This is a genomic window from Sulfuriferula plumbiphila, assembly GCF_009938015.1.
Lineage (GTDB): Bacteria > Pseudomonadota > Gammaproteobacteria > Burkholderiales > Sulfuriferulaceae > Sulfuriferula > Sulfuriferula plumbiphila.
This window is the reverse complement of sequence record NZ_AP021884.1, coordinates 3,132,541-3,156,966: the sequence shown is the minus strand read 5'-3', so window position 1 is coordinate 3,156,966 and position 24,426 is coordinate 3,132,541. Positions and strand designations below refer to the sequence as shown.

At 62.8% G+C, this 24,426-nt stretch carries 22 protein-coding genes and 1 other RNA gene; 14 read left to right on the top strand and 9 right to left on the bottom strand.

Features of this window, described 5'->3' with window-relative positions; all coding sequences use genetic code 11:
- Positions 1–124 precede the first annotated feature (124 nt).
- The 9 genes from GZH91_RS16200 to GZH91_RS16160 all read right to left on the bottom strand — a co-directional run bounded on the left by GZH91_RS16200 (position 125) and on the right by GZH91_RS16160 (position 9,825).
- On the bottom strand, positions 125–2,503 hold the full coding sequence (locus GZH91_RS16200) for a glycoside hydrolase family 15 protein (protein ID WP_147074821.1): 2,379 nt from the start codon (positions 2,501–2,503) through the stop codon (positions 125–127).
- 83 nt (positions 2,504–2,586) lie between these two features.
- Positions 2,587–3,183 carry a ubiquinol-cytochrome c reductase iron-sulfur subunit gene (gene petA / locus GZH91_RS16195; protein ID WP_147074820.1) on the bottom strand — a complete coding sequence of 199 codons (597 nt, stop codon included), beginning with the start codon at positions 3,181–3,183 and terminating at the stop codon, positions 2,587–2,589.
- Positions 3,184–3,185: 2 nt separating this feature from the next.
- A complete protein-coding gene (locus tag GZH91_RS16190) occupies positions 3,186–3,422 on the bottom strand; it encodes a hypothetical protein (protein WP_147074819.1) in 237 nt (78 codons plus the stop codon).
- Positions 3,423–3,587: 165 nt separating this feature from the next.
- On the bottom strand, positions 3,588–3,962 hold the full coding sequence (locus GZH91_RS16185; protein ID WP_147074818.1) for a hypothetical protein: 375 nt from the start codon (positions 3,960–3,962) through the stop codon (positions 3,588–3,590).
- 68 nt (positions 3,963–4,030) lie between these two features.
- Positions 4,031–4,420, bottom strand: a complete 390-nt coding sequence (locus GZH91_RS16180) for a PRC-barrel domain-containing protein (RefSeq protein ID WP_147074817.1) — start codon at positions 4,418–4,420, stop codon at positions 4,031–4,033.
- A gap of 547 nt (positions 4,421–4,967) precedes the next feature.
- Positions 4,968–6,374, bottom strand: coding sequence for a sigma-54-dependent transcriptional regulator (locus tag GZH91_RS16175; protein ID WP_147074816.1), 1,407 nt, complete (start codon positions 6,372–6,374; stop codon positions 4,968–4,970).
- On the bottom strand, positions 6,367–7,836 hold the full coding sequence (locus GZH91_RS16170; RefSeq protein WP_161984305.1) for a sensor histidine kinase: 1,470 nt from the start codon (positions 7,834–7,836) through the stop codon (positions 6,367–6,369). The genes GZH91_RS16175 and GZH91_RS16170 overlap by 8 nt, the downstream gene beginning before the upstream one ends.
- Before the next feature lie 36 nt (positions 7,837–7,872).
- Positions 7,873–9,147 (bottom strand): YfdX family protein, encoded by a 1,275-nt coding sequence (locus GZH91_RS16165; RefSeq protein ID WP_161984304.1) that lies wholly within the window; start codon positions 9,145–9,147, stop codon positions 7,873–7,875.
- Positions 9,148–9,312: 165 nt separating this feature from the next.
- The gene (locus tag GZH91_RS16160; RefSeq protein WP_147074813.1) at positions 9,313–9,825 is read right to left on the bottom strand and encodes a DUF1269 domain-containing protein; all 513 of its coding nucleotides are present in this window, start codon (positions 9,823–9,825) and stop codon (positions 9,313–9,315) included.
- A 157-nt stretch (positions 9,826–9,982) separates the two neighbouring features.
- On the opposite strand from GZH91_RS16160, the gene rnpB reads away from it, so the two are divergent.
- From rnpB to murB, 14 genes are all read left to right on the top strand, one after another.
- Positions 9,983–10,276: RNase P RNA component class A (rnpB, locus tag GZH91_RS16155), an RNA gene on the top strand.
- A gap of 29 nt (positions 10,277–10,305) precedes the next feature.
- The gene (gene greB, locus GZH91_RS16150) at positions 10,306–10,887 is read left to right on the top strand and encodes a transcription elongation factor GreB (RefSeq protein WP_147074812.1); all 582 of its coding nucleotides are present in this window, start codon (positions 10,306–10,308) and stop codon (positions 10,885–10,887) included.
- A gap of 252 nt (positions 10,888–11,139) precedes the next feature.
- Complete coding sequence (mraZ, locus tag GZH91_RS16145; RefSeq protein ID WP_147074811.1) at positions 11,140–11,586, top strand: division/cell wall cluster transcriptional repressor MraZ; 447 nt, start codon at positions 11,140–11,142, stop codon at positions 11,584–11,586.
- Positions 11,583–12,521, top strand: coding sequence for a 16S rRNA (cytosine(1402)-N(4))-methyltransferase RsmH (gene rsmH / locus GZH91_RS16140; protein ID WP_147074810.1), 939 nt, complete (start codon positions 11,583–11,585; stop codon positions 12,519–12,521). Before mraZ ends, rsmH begins: the two co-directional genes overlap by 4 nt.
- Positions 12,518–12,796: a cell division protein FtsL gene (gene ftsL / locus GZH91_RS16135; RefSeq protein WP_147074809.1), complete on the top strand. Its 279-nt coding sequence runs from the start codon at positions 12,518–12,520 to the stop codon at positions 12,794–12,796. Before rsmH ends, ftsL begins: the two co-directional genes overlap by 4 nt.
- Complete coding sequence (locus GZH91_RS16130) at positions 12,793–14,541, top strand: peptidoglycan D,D-transpeptidase FtsI family protein (RefSeq protein WP_147074808.1); 1,749 nt, start codon at positions 12,793–12,795, stop codon at positions 14,539–14,541. The genes ftsL and GZH91_RS16130 overlap by 4 nt, the downstream gene beginning before the upstream one ends.
- Positions 14,541–16,019, top strand: coding sequence for a UDP-N-acetylmuramoyl-L-alanyl-D-glutamate--2,6-diaminopimelate ligase (locus GZH91_RS16125; protein WP_174861874.1), 1,479 nt, complete (start codon positions 14,541–14,543; stop codon positions 16,017–16,019). Before GZH91_RS16130 ends, GZH91_RS16125 begins: the two co-directional genes overlap by 1 nt.
- Complete coding sequence (locus GZH91_RS16120) at positions 16,010–17,365, top strand: UDP-N-acetylmuramoyl-tripeptide--D-alanyl-D-alanine ligase (protein WP_332835330.1); 1,356 nt, start codon at positions 16,010–16,012, stop codon at positions 17,363–17,365. Before GZH91_RS16125 ends, GZH91_RS16120 begins: the two co-directional genes overlap by 10 nt.
- Positions 17,365–18,450, top strand: coding sequence for a phospho-N-acetylmuramoyl-pentapeptide-transferase (gene mraY / locus GZH91_RS16115; protein WP_147074807.1), 1,086 nt, complete (start codon positions 17,365–17,367; stop codon positions 18,448–18,450). The genes GZH91_RS16120 and mraY overlap by 1 nt, the downstream gene beginning before the upstream one ends.
- Complete coding sequence (gene murD, locus GZH91_RS16110) at positions 18,450–19,796, top strand: UDP-N-acetylmuramoyl-L-alanine--D-glutamate ligase (RefSeq protein WP_174861872.1); 1,347 nt, start codon at positions 18,450–18,452, stop codon at positions 19,794–19,796. Before mraY ends, murD begins: the two co-directional genes overlap by 1 nt.
- Positions 19,793–20,965, top strand: coding sequence for a putative lipid II flippase FtsW (ftsW, locus tag GZH91_RS16105; RefSeq protein WP_147074805.1), 1,173 nt, complete (start codon positions 19,793–19,795; stop codon positions 20,963–20,965). The genes murD and ftsW overlap by 4 nt, the downstream gene beginning before the upstream one ends.
- Positions 20,962–22,056, top strand: coding sequence for an undecaprenyldiphospho-muramoylpentapeptide beta-N-acetylglucosaminyltransferase (gene murG, locus GZH91_RS16100; RefSeq protein WP_147074804.1), 1,095 nt, complete (start codon positions 20,962–20,964; stop codon positions 22,054–22,056). The genes ftsW and murG overlap by 4 nt, the downstream gene beginning before the upstream one ends.
- Entirely contained in the window at positions 22,053–23,450 is a 1,398-nt protein-coding gene (gene murC, locus GZH91_RS16095; RefSeq protein WP_147074803.1) for a UDP-N-acetylmuramate--L-alanine ligase, read from the top strand. Before murG ends, murC begins: the two co-directional genes overlap by 4 nt.
- Positions 23,440–24,423: a UDP-N-acetylmuramate dehydrogenase gene (gene murB, locus GZH91_RS16090; RefSeq protein WP_371860386.1), complete on the top strand. Its 984-nt coding sequence runs from the start codon at positions 23,440–23,442 to the stop codon at positions 24,421–24,423. Before murC ends, murB begins: the two co-directional genes overlap by 11 nt.
- Positions 24,424–24,426: the final 3 nt, after the last annotated feature.

Here is a 24,426-nt window from a genome sequence, read left to right as displayed (position 1 = left end):
AAAGCAGTTGGCCACGGAGAGCACGGAGAAAAATAATGAAGGCAAAAGTCATAAAGGCAAAAATCAGGCCGGGGGAGGTGTCTTGGATTTTTCCTTCTGGTTTTCCCCTCCGTGTTCTCCGTGGCTAAACTGCCATGTTTAAAACAATGCGAATCTGAAAATCCTCACCCTGCCATTGTCCGCTGTCCGGCCAGTACAGCGTGAATTCCAGCGTGTCACCGGGATTCAGCAGCATAGTCGGCAGGACGGCGATATGCGCCAGTCCCCAGTCCTGCGTGTCCACGTCGGCAATCTCCTGCCAGCCGTTGCGTCCCCAGTGCACGCGCGCCGGAGCGTGCAGCAGCAGGCGCAGTTCCTTGCCTGCGGGCAGGTTGCGCAGGCGTTGTTTCAGGCGCCACAGGTAATAGGGAATGTGCGGGCGCTGGCCGCGATAGCGCAGCCAGGTCTGTACCGGGCGATCCACCGGATAACCCTGGGCATGACTCAGGCACAGCTTGATGTACTCGGCGTGCGCCCACACCAGCGGCATGGCGGAACCGCTGGGCTGGCCCGGATAGAGGCCGCGCGCGGGGATGGGATCGGTATCCCATACCTGTTCCGGCAGCAGGCCGCCGCTGCCGGTCATGGCGGCCATGGCCTCGATGTAGGGCAAGGCATCTTCTCCGGCCAGCAGCGCGTAATGGCCGCGCTCGCCGGTGAGCAGTGGCCAGCCGCGTCCGTGCCCGCTGCCGTCGAAGGCGCTGCCGTCGGCGTGCTCGCCATAACCATCGCCGTTGTAGCGGTGCCATACCGGGCCGTTGGGCGTGTCGGTCTTGAGCAGCTTGTCGATGGCGGTCACGCTCGCCACGATGCGCGGGTCGCGGGCATCGCGCAGACCATAGCGCACCAGTTGCAGAAAATCGGTTGCCAGTTGTTCGTCGGCGGGCAAATCGGGATCGATGGCGCGGTTTTTGATGAGCAGGTGTTCGTGTCTGGCGCCGTCGTGGCAGAGCGCGTCGGTGGGGGCGCTGCGCAGATAATAGCCGGGCACTTCGAGGCTGCGCGCCAGTTCCGTGTGTTCCACCCAGGTCCAGTCCTCGAGCCGGGCATTCCAGTAATCCGCCAGCATCAGCGCGCAATCGCGCTCGCGACCTTCCAGCAATGCGCCACCTTCCACCAGCGCGGCGATGGCCACGGCCAGGGTGAAGGGGTTGATGCCGGCGTCTTCTTCCCAGCGGTCCTGGCCGGTGGCCGGGCCCTGGCGCACGATGAAGTTGAGCGCGCGGCGTACCGTGTCGTGCACCGGAATCTGCGCCAGCGCGCCGCGTGCATGCAGGGCTGCGGCCAGCAATACCGGGAACGCGGTTTCGTCAAGCTGGATGCCCTGCCAGAACGGTTTTCCGCCCAGCCACTGATTTTGCAGCCAGTGGCCGTCGGCCTGCTGGGTGGCGATCAGGTAGCACAATATGGCCCGCGTATCGTCGAGTTTATCCATGGCCAGCAACGCGCCCGCGGTCTCCACCAGATCGCGTGACCACACCAGATGGTAGCCGCCCTGGCTCGAGCTGGATTCGCCCCAGGGCACCGACAGGCTGGCGACCACGGCACCGGGGTAGGTGCGATCCTGGTGCACCTTGAGTACGCTCGCGGAGCGTTGCAGCAACTGGCGCGCTGCGTCCGGCAGGGCGGCGAGCGCAGGCGGCTGTTGCCAGTTTTTTTGCCAGCCAGCCCAGTCCTCACACTGGCCTTGCCAGGCTGACTCGAAACCCTGCATCAATGCACTCCATGCCAGGGTTGCCGCGGCTTCCTTGCTGCTGCCCAGACCCAGCGCCAGGGTACAGCGGCGCGGCAGTTCGCCGGCCAGCGCCACTTCGCCCGGGTCGGTTTTGGTAAATTCCCAGGTCATGCGCTGGTGGCGGTCGAAGTCCTGCCATAAATCGCTTTCACCTACGCAGCCCACCGAGCGCATGCCAAAACCGGGTAGTCCGTCGGCGTCTGCACACATCAGCGCCAGGCCGAACGGACCTTGTTCCGCCCACAGCAACGGCCGGCCTTCCCAGCTATCCGTCCAGGCGCAGTTGACATGGGCATCGCCGCCCAGACGGGGAGCGGCGAGCAGATAAGGGCGTAGCGCCGCATCGCCGTCGAGTTCGATGTCCAGCAGCAGCACATCGCGCTGCGGATCGGGACAGATTCCGAGGCGCAGGCTGAAGCGCGGGTGCTGGTGGCGGATGGTCAGCGCCGGGATGCCTGGCGCGACGAATTCCAGGGTGTAGCCGGGTAGTCTGCGCAATTCCTGCCAGAAGCCCTGGTCATCGGCGACGATGAAGCCGAGGTCCTTGAGCTGGGGAATATCGAGGCGCGGGTAATACACCTCGCTGACGATTCCCTGCGCCACACTGAACCACAGCCGTGAAGCGCCCAGTGCGGTGCCTACCATATCCTTGCGCGCGGATGCCCAGGCAGGACTGCGCCAGCGCGGCGCAGGCGCTTTGCCTGAAGGTTGCGGGATGTGCTTTTCCATTGATCCTCTGCTTGGGGAAGTTGCGGTCAGCTGTTTTCGTTTCCAAATAAAAACGACAGCGGCTGGGTCTTCATCTTCGGTTTCTAGCTTGCTTTCTTGTCTGTGCCGATCAATATGCGCGTCTCGCTCAGGTAAGTATGTTGCGGAATCTTCAGGTTGAGCGGCGCCGGCACGTCTTTGAATACACGAGCCGCCAGATCGTATTTGGAACCGTGGCAGGGACAGAAAAAGCCCCCCGGCCAATTTGCCCCCAAATCAGCTGCTCCCACATCCCTGCGGTAGGTTGGAACGCAGCCGAGGTGAGTGCAGATGCCGATTACGACCAGATATTCCGGCTTGATTGAGCGGGTCGCGTTCCGGCAATAAACGGGCTGTTGGGGCTCCAGTGACAGCGGATCGAGCAACAGCTGATCATGCTTGCCCAGCCTGTCGAGCATTGCCCGGGTGCGATGCAGAACCCATACCGGCTGCTCACGCCATGTGAAGGTAACCAACATGCCTGGCTCTATCGGACGGATATCCGCTTCGACTGGCCCGCCCGCCGCCAGTGCTTTCTGGCTCGGCATCATGCTCATCACGAATGGATAGGCGGTCATCACCAACCCTGCGCCTGCAATCGCAGCGGTGGCGGCAATCAGGAACCGCCTGCGGTTCATGTCGATTTCTGTCGTCTCGATCATTTTCAGAGTATCTCGAAAGAAAGCACAAGCGAGGCCGCCGTCATGCAGATCAGTCCCACTATAAACATGCTGTCAGCCAGATTTTCAAGGTGCACAGCCCTCCGCTCATAGCGCATTGAGGCATAGGACAGGATGGCGCTGAGCAGAAACACCACATTGTCGAAGCCGAGTATTTTGTCCACCAGCCTGCTCATGGTCCCACCCATATGAATGAGCTTGACGATGCTGAGAATCATCATGCAAACGCCCACCATCGAGGCTGAGGCCTGCAAAATATGCGACGAAAGGTTTTTGAACGGGCTCATGTGTCAGTTTGATAATGCGTGCCACGCGCTCCATTCCATGTGGCATTCAGGTGAAGGCAAGGCCTGGCAACGCCGTATTCGCTTGAATGCAACATGGAATCAGTAGCAGCCGTAGGGCCATGATCCATAGTAGCAACCGCCGTAAAAATAGCCGTCCGGTCCCGGCCACCAGCGATTCCAGTCCTGCAGACGCTGATCGCGGCGCACGGCTTCAAGGTAGGTGTGCTGCATGTAATCCAGCACGGCATCGGGCACGCCCTGCTGGTGCAGGCGCGCGAACTGGCTGGCTTTGAGGCGGTAGACCATGCCGGCGTCGCGCATGCGCTGGATAATCTGTTCAGGCGGATCACCCTCACGACTGAGGCGGATCACATCGGGAACTGTGACCGGTGCCGGCGGCGCAACGCTGGCGCAACCGGCCAGCATCAATGCCAGGGTGGCAGCGGTGAGCATGGGAAAAAAGCGACGCCTCATAACGAGCTCCTTGTTTGAGCCAATGGCGGTTGAAAACGGGTGCGCAGGCCACCCCACAATTGACTGCACTATTTGGTGTACTTGAATGCAGGCAAGGATTTGAGCATGGCCTTGTTTGCACCCGGCAGCAAGTATTTGCGCCCTTCTGCCCTGAACTGGCTGAACGGGATCAGCACATCGTGACGGTCAATGCCGAGGAAGCCGCCGACAACTGCGTAGGAAACCGAATTTTCGGGTGACACGATAATGTCTTCAATGACGCCGATTTTTTTCTTATCGTCGTTATAGACCGGTTTGTGCAGGATTTGTTTCTGCGCACTCCAGCCCACTGCGGCGATGCTTGCCTCCTGGACGGTTACCCCCACGGTTTCGGAACCTGCGACAGGTGCAGCATGCACCATGCCGGTTAAGGACATAATCGAGGTGGCGAGAATGGCTGCGAGTACATTGGATTTCATGCTGATGCTCCTGAATTTGAGGGTTGGTACAACACGGTTGCTGAACCGGAATCATGGTTTTCTGTTTTTTGCCAGGCCGGAAACTCCTTTTTTGACCTGGGGTTGTGGTGTTGGCCAGGAAATCAATCTTGCGCTTCCTCGAAGGGGATGCTGGCGTCCTGGCTGAAGCGCGCCTTGCGTTCTCCTTCACTGGGCCGAACTCTGTACGCGGGTAGGAGCGTGTGCCTTTGGCGTGAATGCAGCAGCATCCGTGCCAAGACCACAGGCACTTGAAAGCAAATAATAAATCCTGTCTGGATAAGTGCGCGCCGGGGGATATCACCCGGCGCATGAAAAAATTAGGCTGATATCCCCCTGGGGTGCTTGCCCTCTAAACCGGATGTTTCAGCCTGAAAAAAGCAGTCGTCGATGTACCCGGATTATTAAACCATGGGTAGCGGAACTGAACTTGATAAGCCCGTGGCTGATGGTGCCCATCACCGGCAACCGCCTCAAACGCTGTGTGAATCCGTGTAATCTGCGGCGGATTCAATCGCCGTTTCCCGGTTCAGCCATCCTCACGGACTACAGGTTTGAGACCGTATTTATCCACCCGGTAACGCAGCGTTTCGCGTGTGGTGCCGAGCGCGCGCGCGGTGGCGGTGACATTGTAGGCGTGGCGTGCCAGCGCGGTCTGGATGATGTGGCGATCCATGTCGTCGAGCGCCATGCTGCCGTCCAGCGGCAGACACAACAGGTCTGCGCTGCCCTGCGCTGGCGTGGCCGGGGTGCTGGCCGGGATAAGTTGCAGCCATTCCTCCTGCAGGGTATCGGCATCGCCCTGGGTGAGCAGCACGGCGCGCTCGATGGCATTGCGCAGCTCGCGCACGTTGCCCGGCCAGTTGTGCTGTTCAAGCAACTGCCAGGTGCTGGCGCGGATATGACGTATTTTTTTGCCGGCCTTGAGGTTGAATTCGGCGACAAAGCGCTGCACCAGGGCACGAATGTCCTCGCGGCGCTGGCGCAGTGGCGGCAGTTCCAGGCGGAATACCGACAGGCGGTGGTAGAAGTCTTCGCGGAAGCGCCGCGCGGCCACAGCTTCAGCCAGATCGTGATTGGTGGCAGCAATGAGCTGCACGTCGAGCGCGATTTCGCGGTCGCCGCCCACGCGGCGGATGACCTTGTCCTCGATTGCCTTGAGCAGCTTGGCCTGCAAGTCGGGCGCCAGTTCGCCGACCTCATCCAGGAACAGGGTGCCGCCATCAGCCTGCTCGAACAGGCCGCGCCGCCGGGTTTTGGCGCCGGTAAAGGCGCCTGCCTCGTGGCCGAACAGCTCGGATTCGATCAATTCATGCGGCAGCGCAGCGCAATTGACCTCCACCAGCGGGGCGCTGGCGCGTATCCCGCCATGGTGCAGGATGCGTGCTGCCAGACCTTTGCCGGTACCGGTTTCGCCGCTGATGAGCAGTGCGGAATAGGGCACGCAGGCCAGCCGCGTCAGCATCTGGCGCGCCGCGTTCGAGGCGCTGCTGTCGCCGCTGAAACTGTCCACGCTGTAGCGCCGCGCCGCCGCCGCCGAGTGTTCGGCAATGCGCCGCTGGGCACGGCCGCTGCGCGTGGCGGCAGCGATAATCAGGTCGAGTCGCGCCAGGTCGCAGGGTTTGGTCAGGAAGTCCAGCGCGCCCAGTTTCAGCGCGCGTACCGAATCCGGCACGGTGCCGTAGCCGGTGAGAAACAGCCACTCGCCGCCCAGATTTTTCTGCCGCACGGATTCGAGCAGGTCCAGGCCATTGCCATCCGGCAGGCTCATGTCGGAGAGCACGACCAGGGGTGACAGGGTTTCGCCCAGCAGCAGGTTTTCGGCTTCGGCGATGCTGCGTGCCCAGCTGACCTCCCAGCCGTCACGCCGGAAATGGCGCTGCAGTTCAGCACCCAGCAGGGATTCGTCTTCGATGATGAGGAGGCTGTCAGGCATGGGTGGCACAAGGCAGGTAGAGGGTGACGCGCGCGCCACCTGTGGATGGGTTGTCCAGGGTAATGCGCCCCCCCAGACCGGTTACAAAACGGCGCGTGATTGCCAGTCCGAGTCCGGTACCGGATTCGTGGCCGCTGATGAACGGGCGCGGGCCGTGGCTGAGCAGTGTATCGGGAAAGCCGCTGCCGCTGTCGGTGACGCTGATTTCGATGCCATCTTCACTGGGCTGCGCGGCGAGGCGGATACTGCCCGTCCTGCTGCCCAGCGCGTTGCGCGCGTTGAGGATCAGGTTGAGCAAGGCCTGGCGCAGGCCATCGGCCGCAACCACGCAGCGCAAATCCATGGGGACGTCGGTCGCCAGGGTGATGCCGGGCGGCAACAGGTAATGGACAAGGCTGGCCAGGGTGCTGCACAGTTCGGCCAGATTCACTTCGCTGGTGGCTTCGGGACGGTGCCGAGCCTGATCCAGCAGGCCATTGAGCAGGCGGGTGATGCGGTTGATTTCATCCAGGATCATGTCCAGGCGCTCAACGTGGTCAGCCGATTCGGTTTCACGGCGCAGATTGGCCAGCGCCATCTGGATGCCGGACAGCGGGTTGCGCAGCTCGTGTGCAATGCTGGCGGCGACTTCGCCTACGCTGGCCAGTTTTTCCGCCTGCGCCAGATGCTGCTGCTGGGTGAGCAGGGTGGTGCTGGCGGCACGTACCTGCTGTTCGAGCAGGGTCTCGCGGTTCTGGTGTTCGGTTTCGAGCTCGGCCAGACGGCTCACCAGATGATTGTAGCGCAGCAGCAGGGGCTTGATCATCGGATCGGCGTGGGCGGTGGGGGCTCTGGCGTAATCCTGCTGCGACAGGCGTTGCATGAGCCAGCTCAGGTCGCGCAGCGGTAACTGCACGCGATGGCGCAGCAGGTAGAGTATGGCCAGCGCCAGCAAGGGTAATCCCACTACCAGTGTCAGCGCGAGATTGAATTCGAAGCGCGCGGTGCGTTCCACGTCGCTGACCAGTGCCGCATGGGCGTTGGTTTCGCGGGTAATGCGATCATGAATCTGCGCCAGCGCGGAGAGCAGCGTATCGTGGCTGGTATCCCGGCGCGCCAGCAACTGCCGTAACTGGCCCAATACCGCGGGGGTGTCGGCCACGCGCGCGTGGTCTGCCGCAATGATGGCGGCCAGCTGTTTGTCCAGCGCCTTCTGGACACGCGCCGGGAGCGGTGCCTGCGGGTTCGCCAGGCGCAAATAGTCGTGTTCCATATGCATGGAGAGTGCCTGCAGTGCGAGAATATTCTGCATGTGCAACTGCACTGTGCCGATGCGGGTTTCGGCGCGCCATGCGGTGAGCGTCATCAACGCCAGGGTCACAATCACCACGCTGCCCAGCACCATGCCGGGCAGCCGCAATGAGCGCAGGATCAGTGCGCTCGACACGGGATGGGAGCCGCTCTCTTCATGGCTGCTATTCAAACGGGTTTCCCCTGGGTAAGCAAGCCTCATGTAATGTCAGCTTTGGCTGATCAGGATGCTCAGTTCGCTCGCGAGCTGGCTAAATTGTTCCTGTTTGCGTTGCGGTGGAGGAGTGGCTGCGAGGCGGGCAATATGCTGCTGGATACCGCGTATTTCTGTTTGCGGCTGGTTGTCGGTACGCGCAATTTGCAGCGCCTGGTGCAGATAATTTTGCGTGTGCGTGAGGGCTGCTTCCACTGCTGCTGGCCGGTGCGCGGTAAATTGATCAATGGCGGCGTTACGCAATGAGAGGCGGGCTTCGATAAGCCTGGATTTGATCGGCTGGTCGTGCATCACCCGCGCCCATGCATTGCCCAGATAGGCGCTGGAGCGTTCCGCCAGCGCGGCTGTTCTGTACCACAGGGTTTGCGCGTCGCGTACCACGTTGGCATTGCCGTTCCGGATATGGCGGTCGAGCTGGCTGGTGTCTTGCAGCAAGGTATTGACCTTGGTTCTGGCTACGCTGTCTGTGGTTTGCGCGGCGTGTTGCAGACAGCTGCGCGCGCGTTGCAGCTCGACCCGTGCCCTGGCTGTTTCACCCGCTGCCAGCAGGTGTGTGGTTTGCTGCAACGATTGGCGGCCTGCAGCGAGGGGTTCGCTCACGCTCACCGACATGAACACCACGCCGTCCTCTGCATTTTTGAGTGCGTTGTCGGCACCCTGCCAGTCATCCTGATCCAGCGCCAGTCGTGCTGTATCCACGGCGCGGCGGGTATGCGCCAGCGGCAGGTCGGCTTCGGCATAAATCAGCGCGGCATCGGTGGCGCGTAACGCATCGGCACCGGGCTGTTTCTGGCCTTGTTGCGGGTGGCTGTGCGCTTTACCCGGATGCGCCTGTGCCGACTGTACCGGGATGAAGTCCTGCAGCGCGTGCAAATCGGCATAAATCGGCACCAGATCGGGCAGCACGCGCGTACCGTCTTCGTATCCCAGATGTTTTTGTGCGATCCCGATCCGGTCGGCGTCGCGTGGGGTGGGCAGGCTGGCTTGTAAGGTATTGAGCAAGGCGTTGGCATTATCCAGCGCCTGGTGCGCGTTGCTGGCATCGCGGCGGGCAATGTCAGCGCGCGCGGCAGCAATCTGATGCAATGCTTGCACCGCAATGTCCGATAGCCGGTCTTGCTGCCTGATGCTCAACGCCTGGCCGGGCCCGACGGCTGCCTGTTGCCGTGCCGGGGTCGCGGCGCCCCAGGCGGAGGTGAGTGCGCTGCCTAGCAGCATGGCAATGATGGGCGGGCGGCAGGTGAAGGTGTGCATGATGCTCTCTGGCATGGGTGAAGTCCTTGCCGTTCTGCATACAATTGCCGTGCCAGAGTGTAACTTGTTGAAATGGCGTATTAAGCTTGTTGTGTCTTGGGGGCGGCGGGGCATATCCACCAGCCACGCGGGGGATAAACCCCGCGCGTGAACGGTGGTGTGCAATTTTTCCGGGTTGCATCAGGGAAATGCAGGGATGGTCGGCTCCATATTGCTGCTGCTGGCCTCCGGATGACGGCTGGCGATGAGTTTGCAGATGTCATCTACACGCCCGCTGGGAACGTCGACCATCATCAGGATGCGTCCTTGTTCAATCGCCTTTTCGTAGGTCTTGAGCTTGGAATTGGGAACCGAGCTGGCAATCATGCTCGACACCCAGGCACCGAATGCTGCTCCCACCAGCGCGGTCACCAGGATGGTCACCAGCTTCAAATCGACCCCTGCGGGCGGGAACAGTATCCCCACTATGCCGGCCAGAATGCCGGCAATGCCGCCAATAACCAGACCGCTTTCCATGCCGTGGATGAAATCGCTTTTTTGCAGGATGGAGGCCTCATGCAGGCCATCGAGCGGAATCCCGTCGCGGGCGAGCACATGCATGTGCCTCTCGTCAATTCGCGCCAGTAATAAATCATTGACCATCTGCTGGGCGCTGGCAGTATCCGGTACCGTGAAATAGAGTCTGCGTCTCATCGTGTTCTCCTTGAAAGAAAGTAACTGGACATCAGATCGCCCCATGCAGGGGTGGGAAGACGGCGCAAGTGGCGCGCCATCATGCTGCTATTTGTTTAGGCAATAAATCTATTTATGTCAAGGGTATAGATTGGGTTGATGATGATAGAATGGCGGTGAAGCTGGCCAGACAGTCGCCGCCCCGCGCAACCGGGGGGGAGGAAAGTCCGGGCTCCATAGAGCAGGATGCCGGTTAATGGCCGGCCGCCGTGAGGCGAGGAACAGGGCCACAGAGACGAGCCGGTTTAGTCCGGAGTGAAACGCGGTAACCTCCATCCGGAGCAAGGCCAAATAGGCAGGCGATGAAGCGGCTCGCTGAGCCTGCGGGTAGGCTGCTTGAGCCGTCGGGTAACCGGCGGCCTAGAGGAATGACTGTCCACGACAAAACCCGGCTTATCGGCCAGCTTCACCTTTATTTTCTTGTTGCTTTCCTGTTTTCCGATGAGCAAAGCCTTCACCAAAGAATCCGACGCGGACGATGAAGAACCCGCTGCCGAGCCGCAACTCCCGCCAGGCGCCAAGAACTACATGACCCCGCGCGGCCATGCGCTGCTCAAGGCCGAATTTGACCACCTGCTCAAGGTAGAACGTCCGCAGATGGTTGAAACCGTGTCGTGGGCGGCGTCGAATGGCGACCGTTCGGAGAACGGCGACTACATTTACGGCAAAAAACGCCTGCGCGAGATCGACCGCCGCCTGCGTTACCTCACCAGGCGCCTGGATGATCCGGTTGTGGTTGATCCACGTGCCCAGCAGGGCATCGAGCAGGTGTTTTTCGGCGCCACGGTAAGCGTGGGCGAGGAAGACGGCAGCCAGCATACCTATCAGATCGTCGGCGTGGATGAGGCCGACCCGGCTGGCGGACGCATCAGTTGGGTGTCTCCACTGGCGCGGGCGCTGGCCAAGGCGCGCGCCGGCGATGTGGTGCGTTTCCAGAGTCCGGCGGGAATGCGCGAAATCGAAGTGCTCGAAGTGCGTTATTTAAGCGATCCACCCCAGCCTGCGTCCGCAGGCGAAAAATAAACCTGGCTCACGCCGGGTATCGGTTTCACCTCCTTCCGGCAATACTTAATATCATGCCTTCAGATAGTTGGCTATGTGCTTATTTTTGATTGTTTATTGGCATTTATTGATGTTGTGTAAGTGTTTGTAACGTCTTGCAAAAATCCATTTTTGTCGCTTGACCCTCCATCGCTTTTTATCTATAGTGGGCCGAAGTGGTGAATTGTGGGGGAAAGTGGGAAACTTCCTCTGTGCAATGTAAAAAGGGGTTTCATGTTCCGCGGCGTCGCAACACTTAACCTGGATAGCAAAGGTCGGCTGGTTGTGCCGTCCAGGTATCGTGACGCGCTCATGGTGCATGGTGCCGGACGCATCGTGGTGACGGCCGACCCCAGTCAATGTCTGCTGTTGTTCCCGCTGCCTGAGTGGGAACCCATCGAGAAAAAGCTCAATAGCCTGTCCAGTTTCAACCCGCAGACGCGCAGCTTGCAGCGTCTGCTGGTGGGGAATGCTGCCGATCTGGAGATGGATGGTGCCGGGCGCGTTTTGCTGCCCGCCATGTTGCGCCAGTTTGCGGCGCTGGAAAAAAACGTGGTGCTGGTAGGGCAGGGCGTGAAATTCGAATTGTGGAATGAAGAACGCTGGCAGGCGCAGATGGAGCAGGCGCTGGCGTTCAGGGATGGCGCCATGCCGCCAGAGCTGGAGGGTTTCTCGCTGTGAGCTCCGGCTTGCGGCACGAAACGGTTCTACTTGAGGAAGCGGTTGCGGCACTGAATGTCAGGCCGGACGGCGTATATGTGGATGCGACCTTTGGCCGCGGCGGGCACAGCCGCAGCATATTGGCGCAACTGGGAGCGGGCGGGCGCCTGATTGCGTTTGATAAAGACCCGGCTGCAATGGCGGTTGGGCAAGGCTGGCAAGATCCGCGTTTCGAGATTGTTCATGGTAGCTTCGCGCAGATGACAGAAGTGTTGCGCGCGCGCGGCATGGATCAGGTGAGTGGTGTGTTGATGGATTTGGGGGTGTCTTCACCGCAGCTGGACGAGGCTGGACGCGGTTTCAGCTTTCGTTTCGACGCGCCGCTCGACATGCGTATGGATACCACGCGCGGGCTGTCTGCCGCGGCCTGGCTGGCCGAGGCCGATGAAGGGGAGATCAGGGAGGTCATCAAGGATTATGGCGAAGAGCGGTATGCTAAATCGATTGCAGGCGCGATTGTTGCGCAGAGAGCAGGCGCGCCGATCGCAACCACCAAGCGGCTTGCAGATCTCGTGGCGGGAGTCGTGCCCACGCGTGAGCCAGGGCAAAATCCGGCGACCCGCACCTTTCAGGCTATACGGATTTACATCAATCGGGAGCTTGAGGAGTTGTCGCTGGCGCTGCCCCAGGCCGAACAGCTGCTCGCGCCCGGCGGGCGCCTGGCGGTGATCAGTTTTCACTCGCTGGAAGACCGCATCGTCAAGCGCTTCATGCGCGAGGCGTCGAGCCCGCCGCCGCTGCCGCGCCGCTTGCCGGTCCGTGCTGCCGATATTCCCGAACCGAAAATGCGCCTGGTGGGGCGCGCAATTCGTCCGCATGCCTCCGAAATCGCCGCTAATCCCCGTGCGCGCAGCGCCACCCTGCGTGTTGCCGAGCGCTGCGGAGGTGGTGGGTGAGCCGCGCCCACATGGCGCTATTGGCGCTGGTGGTGGTCTGCGCCCTGGGTGTGGTGAACAGCCAGCATCACGGGCGCCAGCTGTTTGTTGAATTGCAGCAGGAGCAGGCGCGCCAGCGCCAGCTGGATGTGGAGTGGGGGCAGTTGCAGCTGGAACAAAGCACTTGGGCGATGCATGGGCGCATTGAAATATTGGCCAGACAGCGCCTGCAAATGCAGGTGCCGTCGGCCGATCGCGTGCAGGTAGTGAACGACGTGGGAAGTGGTGCGCAATGAGCCGCATTGCCGCGCGTCCGTCCAGCCATTTACTGGAACTGCACCTGCAGCGCTGGCGCGGGCGCGTCGTGGCCGCGCTGCTGTTGCTGTGGTTGTTGATGCTGGTAGGGCGCGCCGTGTATTTGCAAGGGCTGCACCATGATTTTCTGCAGCGCAAGGGTGACGCGGTGGTGAACCGCATACTGGCATTACCCGCGCACCGCGGCATGATTACCGACCGTCGCGGCGAGCCACTGGCCATCAGCACGCCGATGGAGTCGCTGTGGGCCAACCCGGGTTCGGTCAGCGCTACCCCGGAGCAGGTCCGGCACCTGGCAAAGGTTCTGGGAATACCGGCGGCGGGGCTGCAAACGCGCCTCAATGAAAAAGACCGTGAATTCGTCTATCTCAAACGCCAGCTGCCGCCGGACCAGGCTGTGGCCGCCACCCAGCTGGGGATTCCGGGGCTGTACCTGCGCCGCGAATACCGCCGCTACTACCCCTCTGCAGATGTCACCGCACAGTTGCTGGGTTTTACCAACGTGGATGACGTGGGTCAGGAAGGGCTGGAGCTGACCTATCAAAACTGGCTCGCCGGCATACCCGGCAGCCGCCGCGTCATCAAGGACCGGCGCGGCAATATCGTGGAGGATGTGGAAAGCATCCAGAGCCCGAAGCCGGGGCGTGATCTGGTGTTGTCGATCGACATGAAGATTCAGTATCTGGCCTACCGCGAACTGCAGAATGCGGTGGTCGCCAATAAGGCCAAGGATGGCGCGATTGTGGTGTTGGACGCCAGAACCGGCGAGATTCTGGCGCTCGCCAATCTGCCCTCGTACAACCCCAACAACCGCGAGGGCGTCAAGCTCTGGCAGATGCGCAACCATGCGGTCACCGACGAGTATGAGCCGGGTTCGACGATGAAACCGTTTACAGTGGCGGCGGCACTGGATGCGGGCACGATCAGGCCGGATACGGTGATCGACACCGGCGACGGCAGCTATCTGCTGGGTAACAGGCGCATCCACGACACCCACGCCAACGGCATGCTCACCATCTCGCAGATTATCGAGAAATCCAGCAACATCGGTGCGGCCAAGATCGCACTGGAACTCAGGCCGGAATATTTCTGGAACGAACTGCACAAGGCCGGATTCGGCACCGCGCCGAAAGTGGGATTCCCCGGGGCTGCCAGCGGCCGCTTGCGCCCGTATCAGAGCTGGCGCCCCATCGAACAGGCAACCATGGCCTATGGCAACGGTATCGCAGTAAGCCTGTTACAGATGGCGCGCGGCTATACCGTGTTTGCCAATGACGGAATGATGAGGCCGGTCAGCCTGTTGAGGCAGGATGTCCCATCCGCCAGCGGCGTGCAGGTATTCAGCCCCGCCGCTGCCCGTGCGGTGCGCGCCATGATGGAAACCGTGGTGTCGCCGGAAGGCACCGCGCCGCGTGCCCAGGTAGCCGGCTACCGGGTGGCGGGCAAGACCGGCACCGCGCACAAGCCGGAAGATGGACGCTACTCCGCCCACAAATACATTGCCTCATTCATCGGTATGGCGCCCGCCAGTAACCCGCGCCTGATTGTCGCGGTGATGATAGATGAGCCCGACGCCGGCCAATACTATGGTGGCATCGTCGCAGCGCCGGTGTTCAGCAATGTGATGAGCGGTGCGCTACGGGTGCTCGACGTGCCGCCGGACAACCCCACCGGCAACGTGGTGCTGCCGCCGGCAGCGCGCCATGCGGAAGAGGAATCGATGTGATCGCCGCCGCTGACGCTCAACAGCAAACCGCCGCCGCCATCCTGGCGGCGTTGGCGCGCCAGGGCGCGCGTTTGACTACGCTCACCGCCGACAGCCGCAAAGTCACCCCGGGCTGCGGCTTTGCCGCGTATCCGGGTGAGTCGGGCGATGGCCGCGATCATCTGGCGCAGGCGATTGCGGCGGGTGCGGCCGCTGTGCTGTGGGAGCAGCGTGGCTACACCTGGCCGCAACAGTGGGCGCAGCTACCCAATGTGGCGGTGGCTGGCCTGAAAGACCGCATTGGCGAAATTGCCGCAACGGTGTACGGCGATCCTTCCGGGAAATTATGGATGATCGGTGTGACCGGCACCAACGGCAAAACTTCGTGCGCGCACTGGCTGGCACAAAGCCTGACCGGCAGCGGCCAGCGCAGCGCGGTGATCGGCACGCTGGGCAATGGCTTCCCGGATGCGCTCACGGCGTCGGCCAACACCACTCCTGATGCCGTCGTGTTGCAGCAGGCGCTGGCTGGCTATGTGGCGCAAGGCGCGCGCGCTGCGGTAATGGAAGTATCCTCACATGGCCTGGCGCAAGGCCGGGTGAACGGCGTGCAATTTGACGTGGCCGTGCTCACCAACCTGTCGCGCGACCATCTTGACTATCATGGCGACATGGCCGCTTACGCTGCCGCCAAGACCGTGCTGTTCCAGTGGCCGGGGCTGCGCTACGCGGTGCTCAATGCCGATGATGCGTTTGGCCGTGCGCTTGCCGATCAATTGCGCGCCGGCAAAGTGGAGGTGGTGAGTTACGGCATGCACGGCAGCCGGGTGCGCGGCACTGCGCTCAGGCTCAGCGCCAGCGGCCTGGAAATGGATGTCGAATCCGAATGGGGAAACGCGCACCTGGTCTCGCCGCTGCTCGGCGGCTTCAATGCCTACAACCTGCTCGCCACGCTGGCAACACTGTTGGTAAGCGGTGTGCCCATGGCGGACGCAGTGCGGCAACTGGCGGCGATCAAACCGGTGGCCGGGCGCATGCAGGCGCTGGGCGGCGCCGGCAAGCCGGTGGTGGTGGTGGACTATGCGCACACCCCGGATGCGCTGGAAAAGGTGCTCTACGCGCTGCGTGAAATGAATCCGCACGGAAAGCTGATCTGCGTATTCGGCTGCGGCGGCAACCGTGATGCCGGTAAGCGTCCATTGATGGGCGCGATTGCTGCACGTCTGGCAGACCGCGTGCTGGTCACCTCGGACAACCCGCGCAACGAAGACCCGCTGGCCATCATCGCCGGCATCACGGCAGGCATGAGCGGCGACTATCGCATCGAAGCCGATCGTGGCGCCGCCATATCGGCTGCGGTGCAGTCGGCGGATGCCGGCGACGTGGTGCTGGTGGCGGGCAAGGGACATGAAGATTATCAGGAGATACACGGCGTGAAGCACCCGTTCAGCGATGTTGCCGTTGCCACCCAGGCGCTGGAGGCGTACGCATGCGCATGATGACGCTAGCCACCGCCGCCGCCGCCATCCATGCCGGCATGCGCGGCGCGGATGTGGAGTTTGCACGTGTCGCCACCGACACCCGCACTATCCAGCCGGGAGACTTGTTCGTGGCGCTCCAGGGCGAGCGTTTTGACGGCCATCGCTTTGCCCGGCAGGCGCTGGACAGCGGCGCGGCAGCGGTAATGATCGCAGCAGATAGCGGCTGCAGCGCGCAACCCGCGCTGCTGGTAGACGACACGCGGCTGGCGCTGGGCCGGCTGGCGGCCTGGTGGCGCACGCAAATGCCCGCGCGCCTGGTGGCCATCACCGGCAGCAACGGTAAAACCACCGTCAAGGAAATGCTCGCGGCGATCCTGCGCGCTGCCAGTTCCGGCGCTGCGGTGCTGGCCACCCGGGGCAATCTCAACAACGACATCGGTATGCCGCTCACGCTGCTGGGTCTGCGCCCCGAGCATGTGTATGGGGTGATCGAGATGGGCATGAACCACAGCGGCGAGATTGACTACCTGACCCGGCTGGCCAGCCCCGAGGTGGCGCTGGTCAATAACGCGGGTGCTGCGCATGTGGGCATGCTGGGCTCGGTAGAAAACGTGGCGCGCGCCAAAGGCGAAATCTTCGCGGGTCTGGGAGATGGCGGCGTGGCGGTAATCAACGCCGATGACACCCATGCCGGGCTGTGGCGCACCCTGGCAGGCCAGCATCCGGTGCTGGATTTCGGCATGGATTATGGTGCCGCCATCCGCGGCAGCTACCGGGCTACGGCACGCGGCAGTGAAGTGACGGCGGCGACGCCGCTAGGCGAACTGCAATTCAGCCTGCGTGTGGCCGGGGAACATAACGTGCGCAACGCCCTGGCCGCGACCGCCGCCGCGCTGGCGCTGGGAGTGGACGCCCGCGCAATCGTTGATGGCCTGGCCGGATTTGACGGTGTGGCCGGGCGTCTGCAGTTCAAACCTGCGCTGCATGGCGCCACCCTGATTGACGATACCTACAACGCCAACCCGGATTCGGTAAACGCCGCACTGGCAGTGCTGGCGGCCATCCCCGGCAAGAAGATTGTGGTGCTGGGCGACATGGGCGAGCTGGGCGGGGATGCTGCCGCAATGCACGCCGAAATTGGCCGTGCTGCGCGTGCGGCGCAGGTTGACCAGCTGCTGGCGCTGGGCGAGATGAGTGCCGCGGCAGTTGAAACATTCGGTGCGGGCGCGATGCATTTCGAGCGCATCGAAGAATTGCTGGCGGAACTGGAAAACCGGCTGGATGCCGGGGTGACCGTGCTGGTCAAAGGTTCCCGTTTCATGCAGATGGAACGGGTGGTGAAAAGTTTCGAGGTAACCCGCTAATGCTGCTCTGGCTTGCCCAACATCTGGCACAGGATATACGTGCGTTCAACGTGTTCAACTACATCACGCTGCGTGCGGTGCTGGCCACGCTGACCTCGCTCACCATCTCGTTCGTGGTCGGCCCTGCCGTCATCCGCAAGCTGACTTCGATGAAAATCGGCCAGGCGATACGCGACGACGGTCCGCAAAGCCATCTGGTCAAGGCGGGCACACCGACCATGGGCGGCGCGCTGATACTGGTGTCCATTACCATCTCCACACTGCTGTGGGCGGATTTGTCCAACCACTACGTATGGGTGGTGCTGTTCACCACGCTCGGGTTTGGCGCGGTGGGCTGGGTGGATGACTACCGGAAAGTTGTCCATCGCAATCCCAAGGGCCTGCCGGCCAAGGCCAAGTATTTCTGGCAGTCGTTGATTGGGCTGGCTGCGGCCCTGTTTATTGCCTACTCCACCCAATTGCCCGCGCAGACCGAACTGATCGTGCCGTTCTTGAAACACATCGGGATTCCGCTGGGCACGGTGGGGTTTGTCGTTCTCACCTACTTCGTCATCGTCGGCTCCAGCAATGCGGTCAACCTCACCGACGGCCTCGACGGGCTGGCGATCATGCCCACGGTGATGGTGGCTTCGGCGCTGGCCATCTTCGCCTACGTGGCCGGCAACGCGGTGTTTTCCAGGTATCTCGGCGTGCCGCACATCCCCGGCGCGGGCGAACTGGTGGTGTTTTGCACCGCCATGGCGGGGGCGGGGCTGGCTTTCCTGTGGTTCAACGCCTACCCGGCGGAAGTGTTCATGGGCGACGTCGGCGCGCTGGCGCTGGGCGCTGCACTGGGGGTGGTGGCGGTGATCGTGCGCCAGGAAATCGTGCTGTTCATCATGGGCGGAGTGTTCGTGATGGAAACCCTGTCGGTGATGATCCAGGTCGCCTCATTCAAACTCACCGGCAAGCGCGTGTTCCGCATGGCGCCGCTGCATCACCACTATGAATTGAAGGGCTGGAAGGAGACGCAAGTCGTCGTCCGTTTCTGGATCATCACCATGATGCTGGTGTTGATCGGCTTGTCTACGTTGAAGCTGCGTTGATGAATTTGTACGGGCAAAATATTCTGGTGCTCGGGCTGGGCGATACCGGCCTGTCTGCGGCGCGCTGGCTGGCGCGGCGCGGCGCCACTGTACGCGTGGCAGACAGCCGCAGCGCACCGCCCAATCTGGCGCGCCTGCACGAAGTGCTGCCTGATGTGACGGTGTCAACCGGCCCGTTTCGCAGAGCCGATTTCGACTGGGCCGAGCGCATCATGGTGAGCCCCGGTGTTGCCGTGGCCGGGCCGCTGATCCAGCAGGCCATGCTGCGCGGTGTGGCGGTGGAAGGAGATGTCGAGCTGTTCGCCCAGGCTGTCCCCGCCACGGCAAAAGTCATCGCCATCACCGGCTCCAACGGCAAGAGCACCGTCACCAGCATGGTCGGTGCGATGTGCGCGGCGGCGGGCAAAAAAACCATCATGGCGGGCAATATCGGTTTGCCCGTGCTGGATGCGCTGGACGACCATCCAGAGGCGGATATCTTTGTGCTGGAATTGTCCAGTTTCCAGCTGGAAACCACTGCCAGTCTCAATGCCGCATCCGCCACCGTGCTGAATATCAGCGAAGATCATCTCGATCGCTATGCCGATCTCGGCGCCTACGCCGCCGCCAAGGCGCGCATCTTCAGCGGTGACGGCATACAGGTATTGAACCGCGACGACGCCCGCAGCTTGGGCATGGCACTGCCCTGGCGCACGGTGCTGACCTTTGGCCTCAGTCCCCCGCGCGCACTGAACGAATTCGGTGTCGAGGACGCCTGGATGTGGGAAGGCAAGCAGCGCTTGATGCCGCTGGCGCAATTGCCGCTGGCCGGCCGGCATAATGCCGCCAACGCGCTTGCCGCGTTTGCCCTGTGCCGTGCCGTGGGTCTGCCGGCGGCACCGCTGGTCGAGGCGCTGCGCCGGTTCCGCGGCCTGCCGCACCGGGTGGAGTGGGTGGCGGCGATCAACGGCATTGCATTCTACGACGATTCCAAGGGCACCAACGTCGGCGCAACCGAGGCCGCGTTAAAGGGCATGGACAGGAAAGTGGTGCTGATCGCCGGCGGCGACGGCAAGGGGCAGGACTTCACTCCGCTCAGGGATGCTGTGGCGCAGCATGCGCGTGCCGTGGTGCAGATCGGCCGTGACGGCGCACTGATAGCCGCCGCGCTGACCGGCGCGGGCGTACCGGTGCTGCGCGCTGAAACCATGCAGGACGCAGTGCGCGCCGCTTTTGCTGCCGCCCGGCCGGGAGATGCCGTGCTGCTCTCGCCCGCCTGCGCCAGCTTCGACATGTTCAACAATTATGCGCACCGCGCCCAGGTATTCATTGACGCGGTGCGTGCCCTGCCAGGAGCGCCCGCATGAGTGCCGCCACGGCTGCCGCCGTGCCGCGCCGCAGCGCGGTGCCGGAGTACGATTTTGTCCTGATGTGGATCGCCCTGATCCTGCTCGCCTTCGGCTTGGTGATGGTGTATTCGGCATCCATAGACATCGCCGAGGGCAGTCGTCGCACCGGCCATAATTCAGCCTATTTCCTGATTCGCCAGGCCATGTTCATCGGCTTGGGCATTGCAGCAGGCTTTGCCGCGTTTCAGGTGCCGATGCGCGAGTGGCAGCGCGCCGCACCCTGGCTATTCATCGGCGGCCTGGGGCTGCTGGCGCTAGTGCTGATTCCGGGCATCGGACGCAACGTCAACGGCAGCCAGCGCTGGCTGCCGCTGGGCATTCTCAATCTGCAGCCGTCCGAGCTGATGAAGCTGGTAGCGGTACTCTACGCCGCCGATTACACGGTGCGCAAAGCCGCCTTCATGCATAGCTTCAGGCAGGGTTTCATGCCGATGCTGATCGTCATGCTGCTGACCGGTTTCCTGTTGCTGAGCGAGCCGGACTTCGGCGCGTTCGTGGTGATTATTGCCATCGCCATGTCCGCGCTGTTTCTCGGTGGCCTGAATTTGCGCATTTTCGCCGGCCTGATCGTGCTGCTGATCGTCGGCTTCGTGGCGCTGATCTGGAGTTCGCCGTACCGCCTGCAGCGCATTGTCGGCTTCATGGATCCGTGGGCGGATCCGTTCGGCAAGGGCTACCAGCTGTCGCATGCCCTGATCGCGTTTGGACGCGGCCAGTGGTTTGGCCTGGGGCTGGGCGGCAGCGTGGAAAAATTATTCTACCTGCCGGAGGCGCATACCGACTTTCTGCTTGCGGTCATCGCCGAGGAACTCGGTTTCGTCGGCGTGCTCGCGGTGATTTTGCTGTTTGGCTGGCTGGTGCTGCGGGCATTCCAGATCGGGCGTCAGGCGGCGGTGCTGGAACGCCACTTCTGCGCGCTGACCGCGATGGGCGTGGGCGTGTGGCTGGGCGTGCAGGCGTGCATCAACATGGGCGTGAACATGGGACTGCTGCCTACCAAGGGCCTGACCCTGCCGCTGCTGTCGTTTGGCGGCAGCGGGATAGTGGCCAACTGTATCGCCATCGCGTTGCTGCTGCGCGTGGATCATGAAACGCGCTGCCTGATGCGCGGAAAGAAGGGCGCATGAGCACGGCGCGCACGCTCATGGTCATGGCCGGGGGGACGGGTGGCCATATCTATCCGGGTCTCGCCGCCGCCGCCGCGCTGCGCAATCACGGCTGGAACGTGGTCTGGCTGGGCACCCGTCATGGCATGGAGGCACGCGTGGTGCCGGAGCATGGCTACACCATGGCATGGTTGTCGCTGGGCGGGGTGCGCGGCAATGGTGTGCTGCGCAAATTGCTGCTGCCGGTGACGCTGCTGGTGGCGTTTGCGCAGGCGCTCGGTGCCCTGCTGCGGCACCGTCCCGATGTGGTGCTGGGCATGGGCGGCTACCCGAGTTTTCCGGGCGGCATGATGAGCGTGCTGCTGGGCAAGCCGCTGGTGATCCATGAACAGAATTCGGTGGGCGGACTGGCCAACCGCGTACTGGCGTGTGTGGCTGACCGGGTGCTGACCGGTTTCCCGGACGTATTCAGGAGCAGGCGCGACAAACCCCTGCCGTGCGGCAAGGTGGCGACTACCTGGGTGGGCAATCCGGTGCGTGCCAGTATTGCCGCCCTGCCTGCGCCGCAGGCGCGCACGGCGCCGCAACTGCACTTGCTGGTGGTGGGGGGCAGCCTCGGCGCGGCGGCACTGAACGACGCCGTGCCGCGCGCGCTGGCGCTGATTCCCGAAGCCGAGCGCCCCGCAGTGATCCACCAGTCCGGCACCAGGCACGCGGACAGCCTGCGCGCCAATTACGCAGCAGCAGGGGTGGCTGCCGAGGTGCGCGACTACATCGCCGACATGGCCGAAGTGTATGCCTGGTGCGATATCGCGGTTACCCGTGCGGGAGCGCTGACGATTGCCGAACTGGCGGCAGCGGGGGTGCCGGCGGTACTGGTTCCCTATCCCCACGCGGTGGATGACCACCAGACCGGCAATGCGAAATTTATGAGCGAAGCCGGCGCTGCACTGCTCATGCCACAGGCGGAACTAAGCCCCGCCAGGCTGGCCGGAGTATTGCGCAATCTGGATCGGGAAAAATTACTGGACATGGCGCAGCATGCGCGCGCCCTGGCCAGGCCGGATGCCACCGAAAGCGTGGCACGGATATGCATGGAACTGGCGCAATGAAGCATAAAGTCAAACAACTGCATTTTGTCGGCATCGGCGGCGCGGGCATGAGCGGCATCGCTGAAGTGCTGGTCAATCTGGGGTTTGTCGTTACCGGCTCCGACATGGCCGAGAACACGGCCACGCGGCGCCTGGCCAGGCAGGGTGCGAAGGTGTTTCGCGGCCATGCGGCAACGCATATCGCCGGTGCCGATGCCGTGGTGGTTTCCACCGCAGTGAAAGACGACAACCCGGAAGTCATGGCTGCGCGGGAAAAACATATCCCGGTGGTGCCGCGCGCGATCATGCTGGCGGAATTGATGCGCCTGCGTCAGGGCATCGCAGTGGCCGGCACCCACGGCAAGACCACGACCACCTCGCTGATCGCCAGCATCCTGGCGGAAGCGGGCATGGATCCCACCTTCGTCATTGGCGGCCGGCTGGAAGCGGCAGGAGCCAATGCGCGCCTGGGCAAGGGCGAGTTCATCGTGGCCGAGGCGGATGAGTCGGATGCGTCCTTTCTCCACCTCACCCCGGTGCTGGCGGTGGTGACCAATATCGATGCCGACCATATGGAAACCTACGGTCACGATTTCGGCCGCCTGAAGCAGGCGTTCGTGGATTTCGTGCAGCACATCCCTTTTTACGGCATGGCGGTGCTGTGCAGCGACGACGCCAACGTGCGCGAGATCATGCCGCGCATCGCCAAGCCGATTACCACCTACGGCCTCAATGACGGTGCCGACATCCGCGCCGTGGATATCATCCACAGCGGCGGCCAGATGCGCTTCGGGGTAATCAATGGCGGCGGGCGGCGGGTGATGGAGATCACCCTCAATCTGCCCGGCCTGCATAACGTACTCAACGCCCTGGCGGCGATTGCCGTCGGTCTGGAAGTGGGTGCAGCAGAATCCGCCATCGTCAAGGCGCTGGCCAAATTCAGCGGGGTGGGCCGGCGCTTCCAGCGCTACGGCGAAGTCGCAATCGCCGGTGGTGCCAGTTTCACGCTGATCGACGACTACGGCCATCACCCGGTGGAAATGGCCGCCACCCTGGCGGCGGCGCGCGCGGCTTTCCCGGGGCGGCGTCTGGTGCTGGCGTTCCAGCCGCATCGCTACACCCGCACCCGTGACGTGTTCGAAGATTTCGTCAAAGTGCTGTCCGGTGTGGATGTGTTGTTGCTGGCCGAAGTATATGCGGCGGGCGAAGCGCCGATTGTGGCGGCGGACGGGCGTGCGCTGGCGCGTGCGCTGCGCGTGGCGGGCAAGACCGAGCCGGTATTTGTCGAGCATATCAATGAAATGCCGCGCATGGTGCTGGATACGGTACAGGACGGCGACGTGGTGTTGTGCATGGGCGCCGGCTCCATCGGCCAGACACCGGCACAGATTGTGGAGGCGGCCAGTGCGACGTAACGAAGAGCTGGGTCATAGCGCCTCGGGCGGCGCGATCAGCAACCTGTCCGTCATGCGTGGCGAGACGCGCCTGCACGAGCCGATGGCCAGGCACGTGAGCTGGCGCGCCGGTGGCAGTGCCGAGCGCGTGTATATCCCGGCCGACATCAACGACCTGGCCGAATACCTGCGCGGCCTGCCTGCCGGCCTGCCGGTGGTGTTCGCCGGACTGGGCAGTAATCTTCTGGTGCGCGATGGCGGCGTACATGGCGTGGTGGTGCTGCTGCACGGCGCATTGAAGCGCATTGCGCTGGAGTCGCGGCTCAAAGGCGCGAACTGGGAAAACGAAGCGGCCGAGGGGCATGGCGTGGTGTATGCCGAGGCCGGTGTGGCGGCACCCAAGCTGGCACGTTATGCCGCCAGTCACGACCTGGTCGGTGCCGAATTCATGGCCGGGATTCCCGGCACCGTGGGCGGCGCGCTGGCGATGAACGCGGGCTGCTACGGCAGCGAAACCTGGGATGTGGCGGCGCAAGTGCTGACACTTGATCGCCAGGGCCATGTCACCGAGCGCAGCGCAGCCGATTACACCCTGGGTTACCGCCATGTGGCATTGAACAGCGGCGCAGAAGAGTGGTTCGTCGGCGCCTGGTTCCGCCTGGCGCGCGGCGATGGCGCGCTGTCCCGGCAGCGCATCAGGGAACTGCTGAACCGGCGCATCGCCAGTCAGCCGCTGAATCTGCCCAATGCGGGCTCGGTATTCCGCAATCCGCCGGGCGATTTTGCCGCGCGCCTGATTGAATCGTGCGGCCTGAAAGGGATGCGTATCGGCGCCGCCCAGGTGTCGGAAAAGCACGCCAACTTCATCGTCAACCTTGGCGGAGCGACGGCGGCGAATATTGAAGACCTGATCGATGAAGTGGAATACCTGGTGAGCAGGCGCACCGGGGCGAGACTGCTACGCGAAGTACGCATCATTGGGACAAGACTGTGAGCA

Bases quoted from the DNA above. Each gene is read 5' to 3' on its own strand.
- GZH91_RS16200 (WP_147074821.1), bottom strand. From the start codon at position 2,503: ATGGAAAAGCACATCCCGCAACCTTCAGGCAAAGCGCCTGCGCCGCGC.
- petA (WP_147074820.1), bottom strand. From the start codon at position 3,183: ATGATCGAGACGACAGAAATCGACATGAACCGCAGGCGGTTCCTGATT.
- GZH91_RS16190 (WP_147074819.1), bottom strand. From the start codon at position 3,422: ATGATGATTCTCAGCATCGTCAAGCTCATTCATATGGGTGGGACCATG.
- GZH91_RS16185 (WP_147074818.1), bottom strand. From the start codon at position 3,962: ATGAGGCGTCGCTTTTTTCCCATGCTCACCGCTGCCACCCTGGCATTG.
- GZH91_RS16180 (WP_147074817.1), bottom strand. From the start codon at position 4,420: ATGAAATCCAATGTACTCGCAGCCATTCTCGCCACCTCGATTATGTCC.
- GZH91_RS16175 (WP_147074816.1), bottom strand. From the start codon at position 6,374: ATGCCTGACAGCCTCCTCATCATCGAAGACGAATCCCTGCTGGGTGCT.
- GZH91_RS16165 (WP_161984304.1), bottom strand. From the start codon at position 9,147: ATGCCAGAGAGCATCATGCACACCTTCACCTGCCGCCCGCCCATCATT.
- GZH91_RS16160 (WP_147074813.1), bottom strand. From the start codon at position 9,825: ATGAGACGCAGACTCTATTTCACGGTACCGGATACTGCCAGCGCCCAG.
- greB (WP_147074812.1), top strand. From the start codon at position 10,306: ATGAGCAAAGCCTTCACCAAAGAATCCGACGCGGACGATGAAGAACCC.
- mraZ (WP_147074811.1), top strand. From the start codon at position 11,140: ATGTTCCGCGGCGTCGCAACACTTAACCTGGATAGCAAAGGTCGGCTG.
- GZH91_RS16130 (WP_147074808.1), top strand. From the start codon at position 12,793: ATGAGCCGCATTGCCGCGCGTCCGTCCAGCCATTTACTGGAACTGCAC.
- GZH91_RS16120 (WP_332835330.1), top strand. From the start codon at position 16,010: ATGCGCATGATGACGCTAGCCACCGCCGCCGCCGCCATCCATGCCGGC.
- mraY (WP_147074807.1), top strand. From the start codon at position 17,365: ATGCTGCTCTGGCTTGCCCAACATCTGGCACAGGATATACGTGCGTTC.
- murD (WP_174861872.1), top strand. From the start codon at position 18,450: ATGAATTTGTACGGGCAAAATATTCTGGTGCTCGGGCTGGGCGATACC.
- ftsW (WP_147074805.1), top strand. From the start codon at position 19,793: ATGAGTGCCGCCACGGCTGCCGCCGTGCCGCGCCGCAGCGCGGTGCCG.
- murG (WP_147074804.1), top strand. From the start codon at position 20,962: ATGAGCACGGCGCGCACGCTCATGGTCATGGCCGGGGGGACGGGTGGC.
- murC (WP_147074803.1), top strand. From the start codon at position 22,053: ATGAAGCATAAAGTCAAACAACTGCATTTTGTCGGCATCGGCGGCGCG.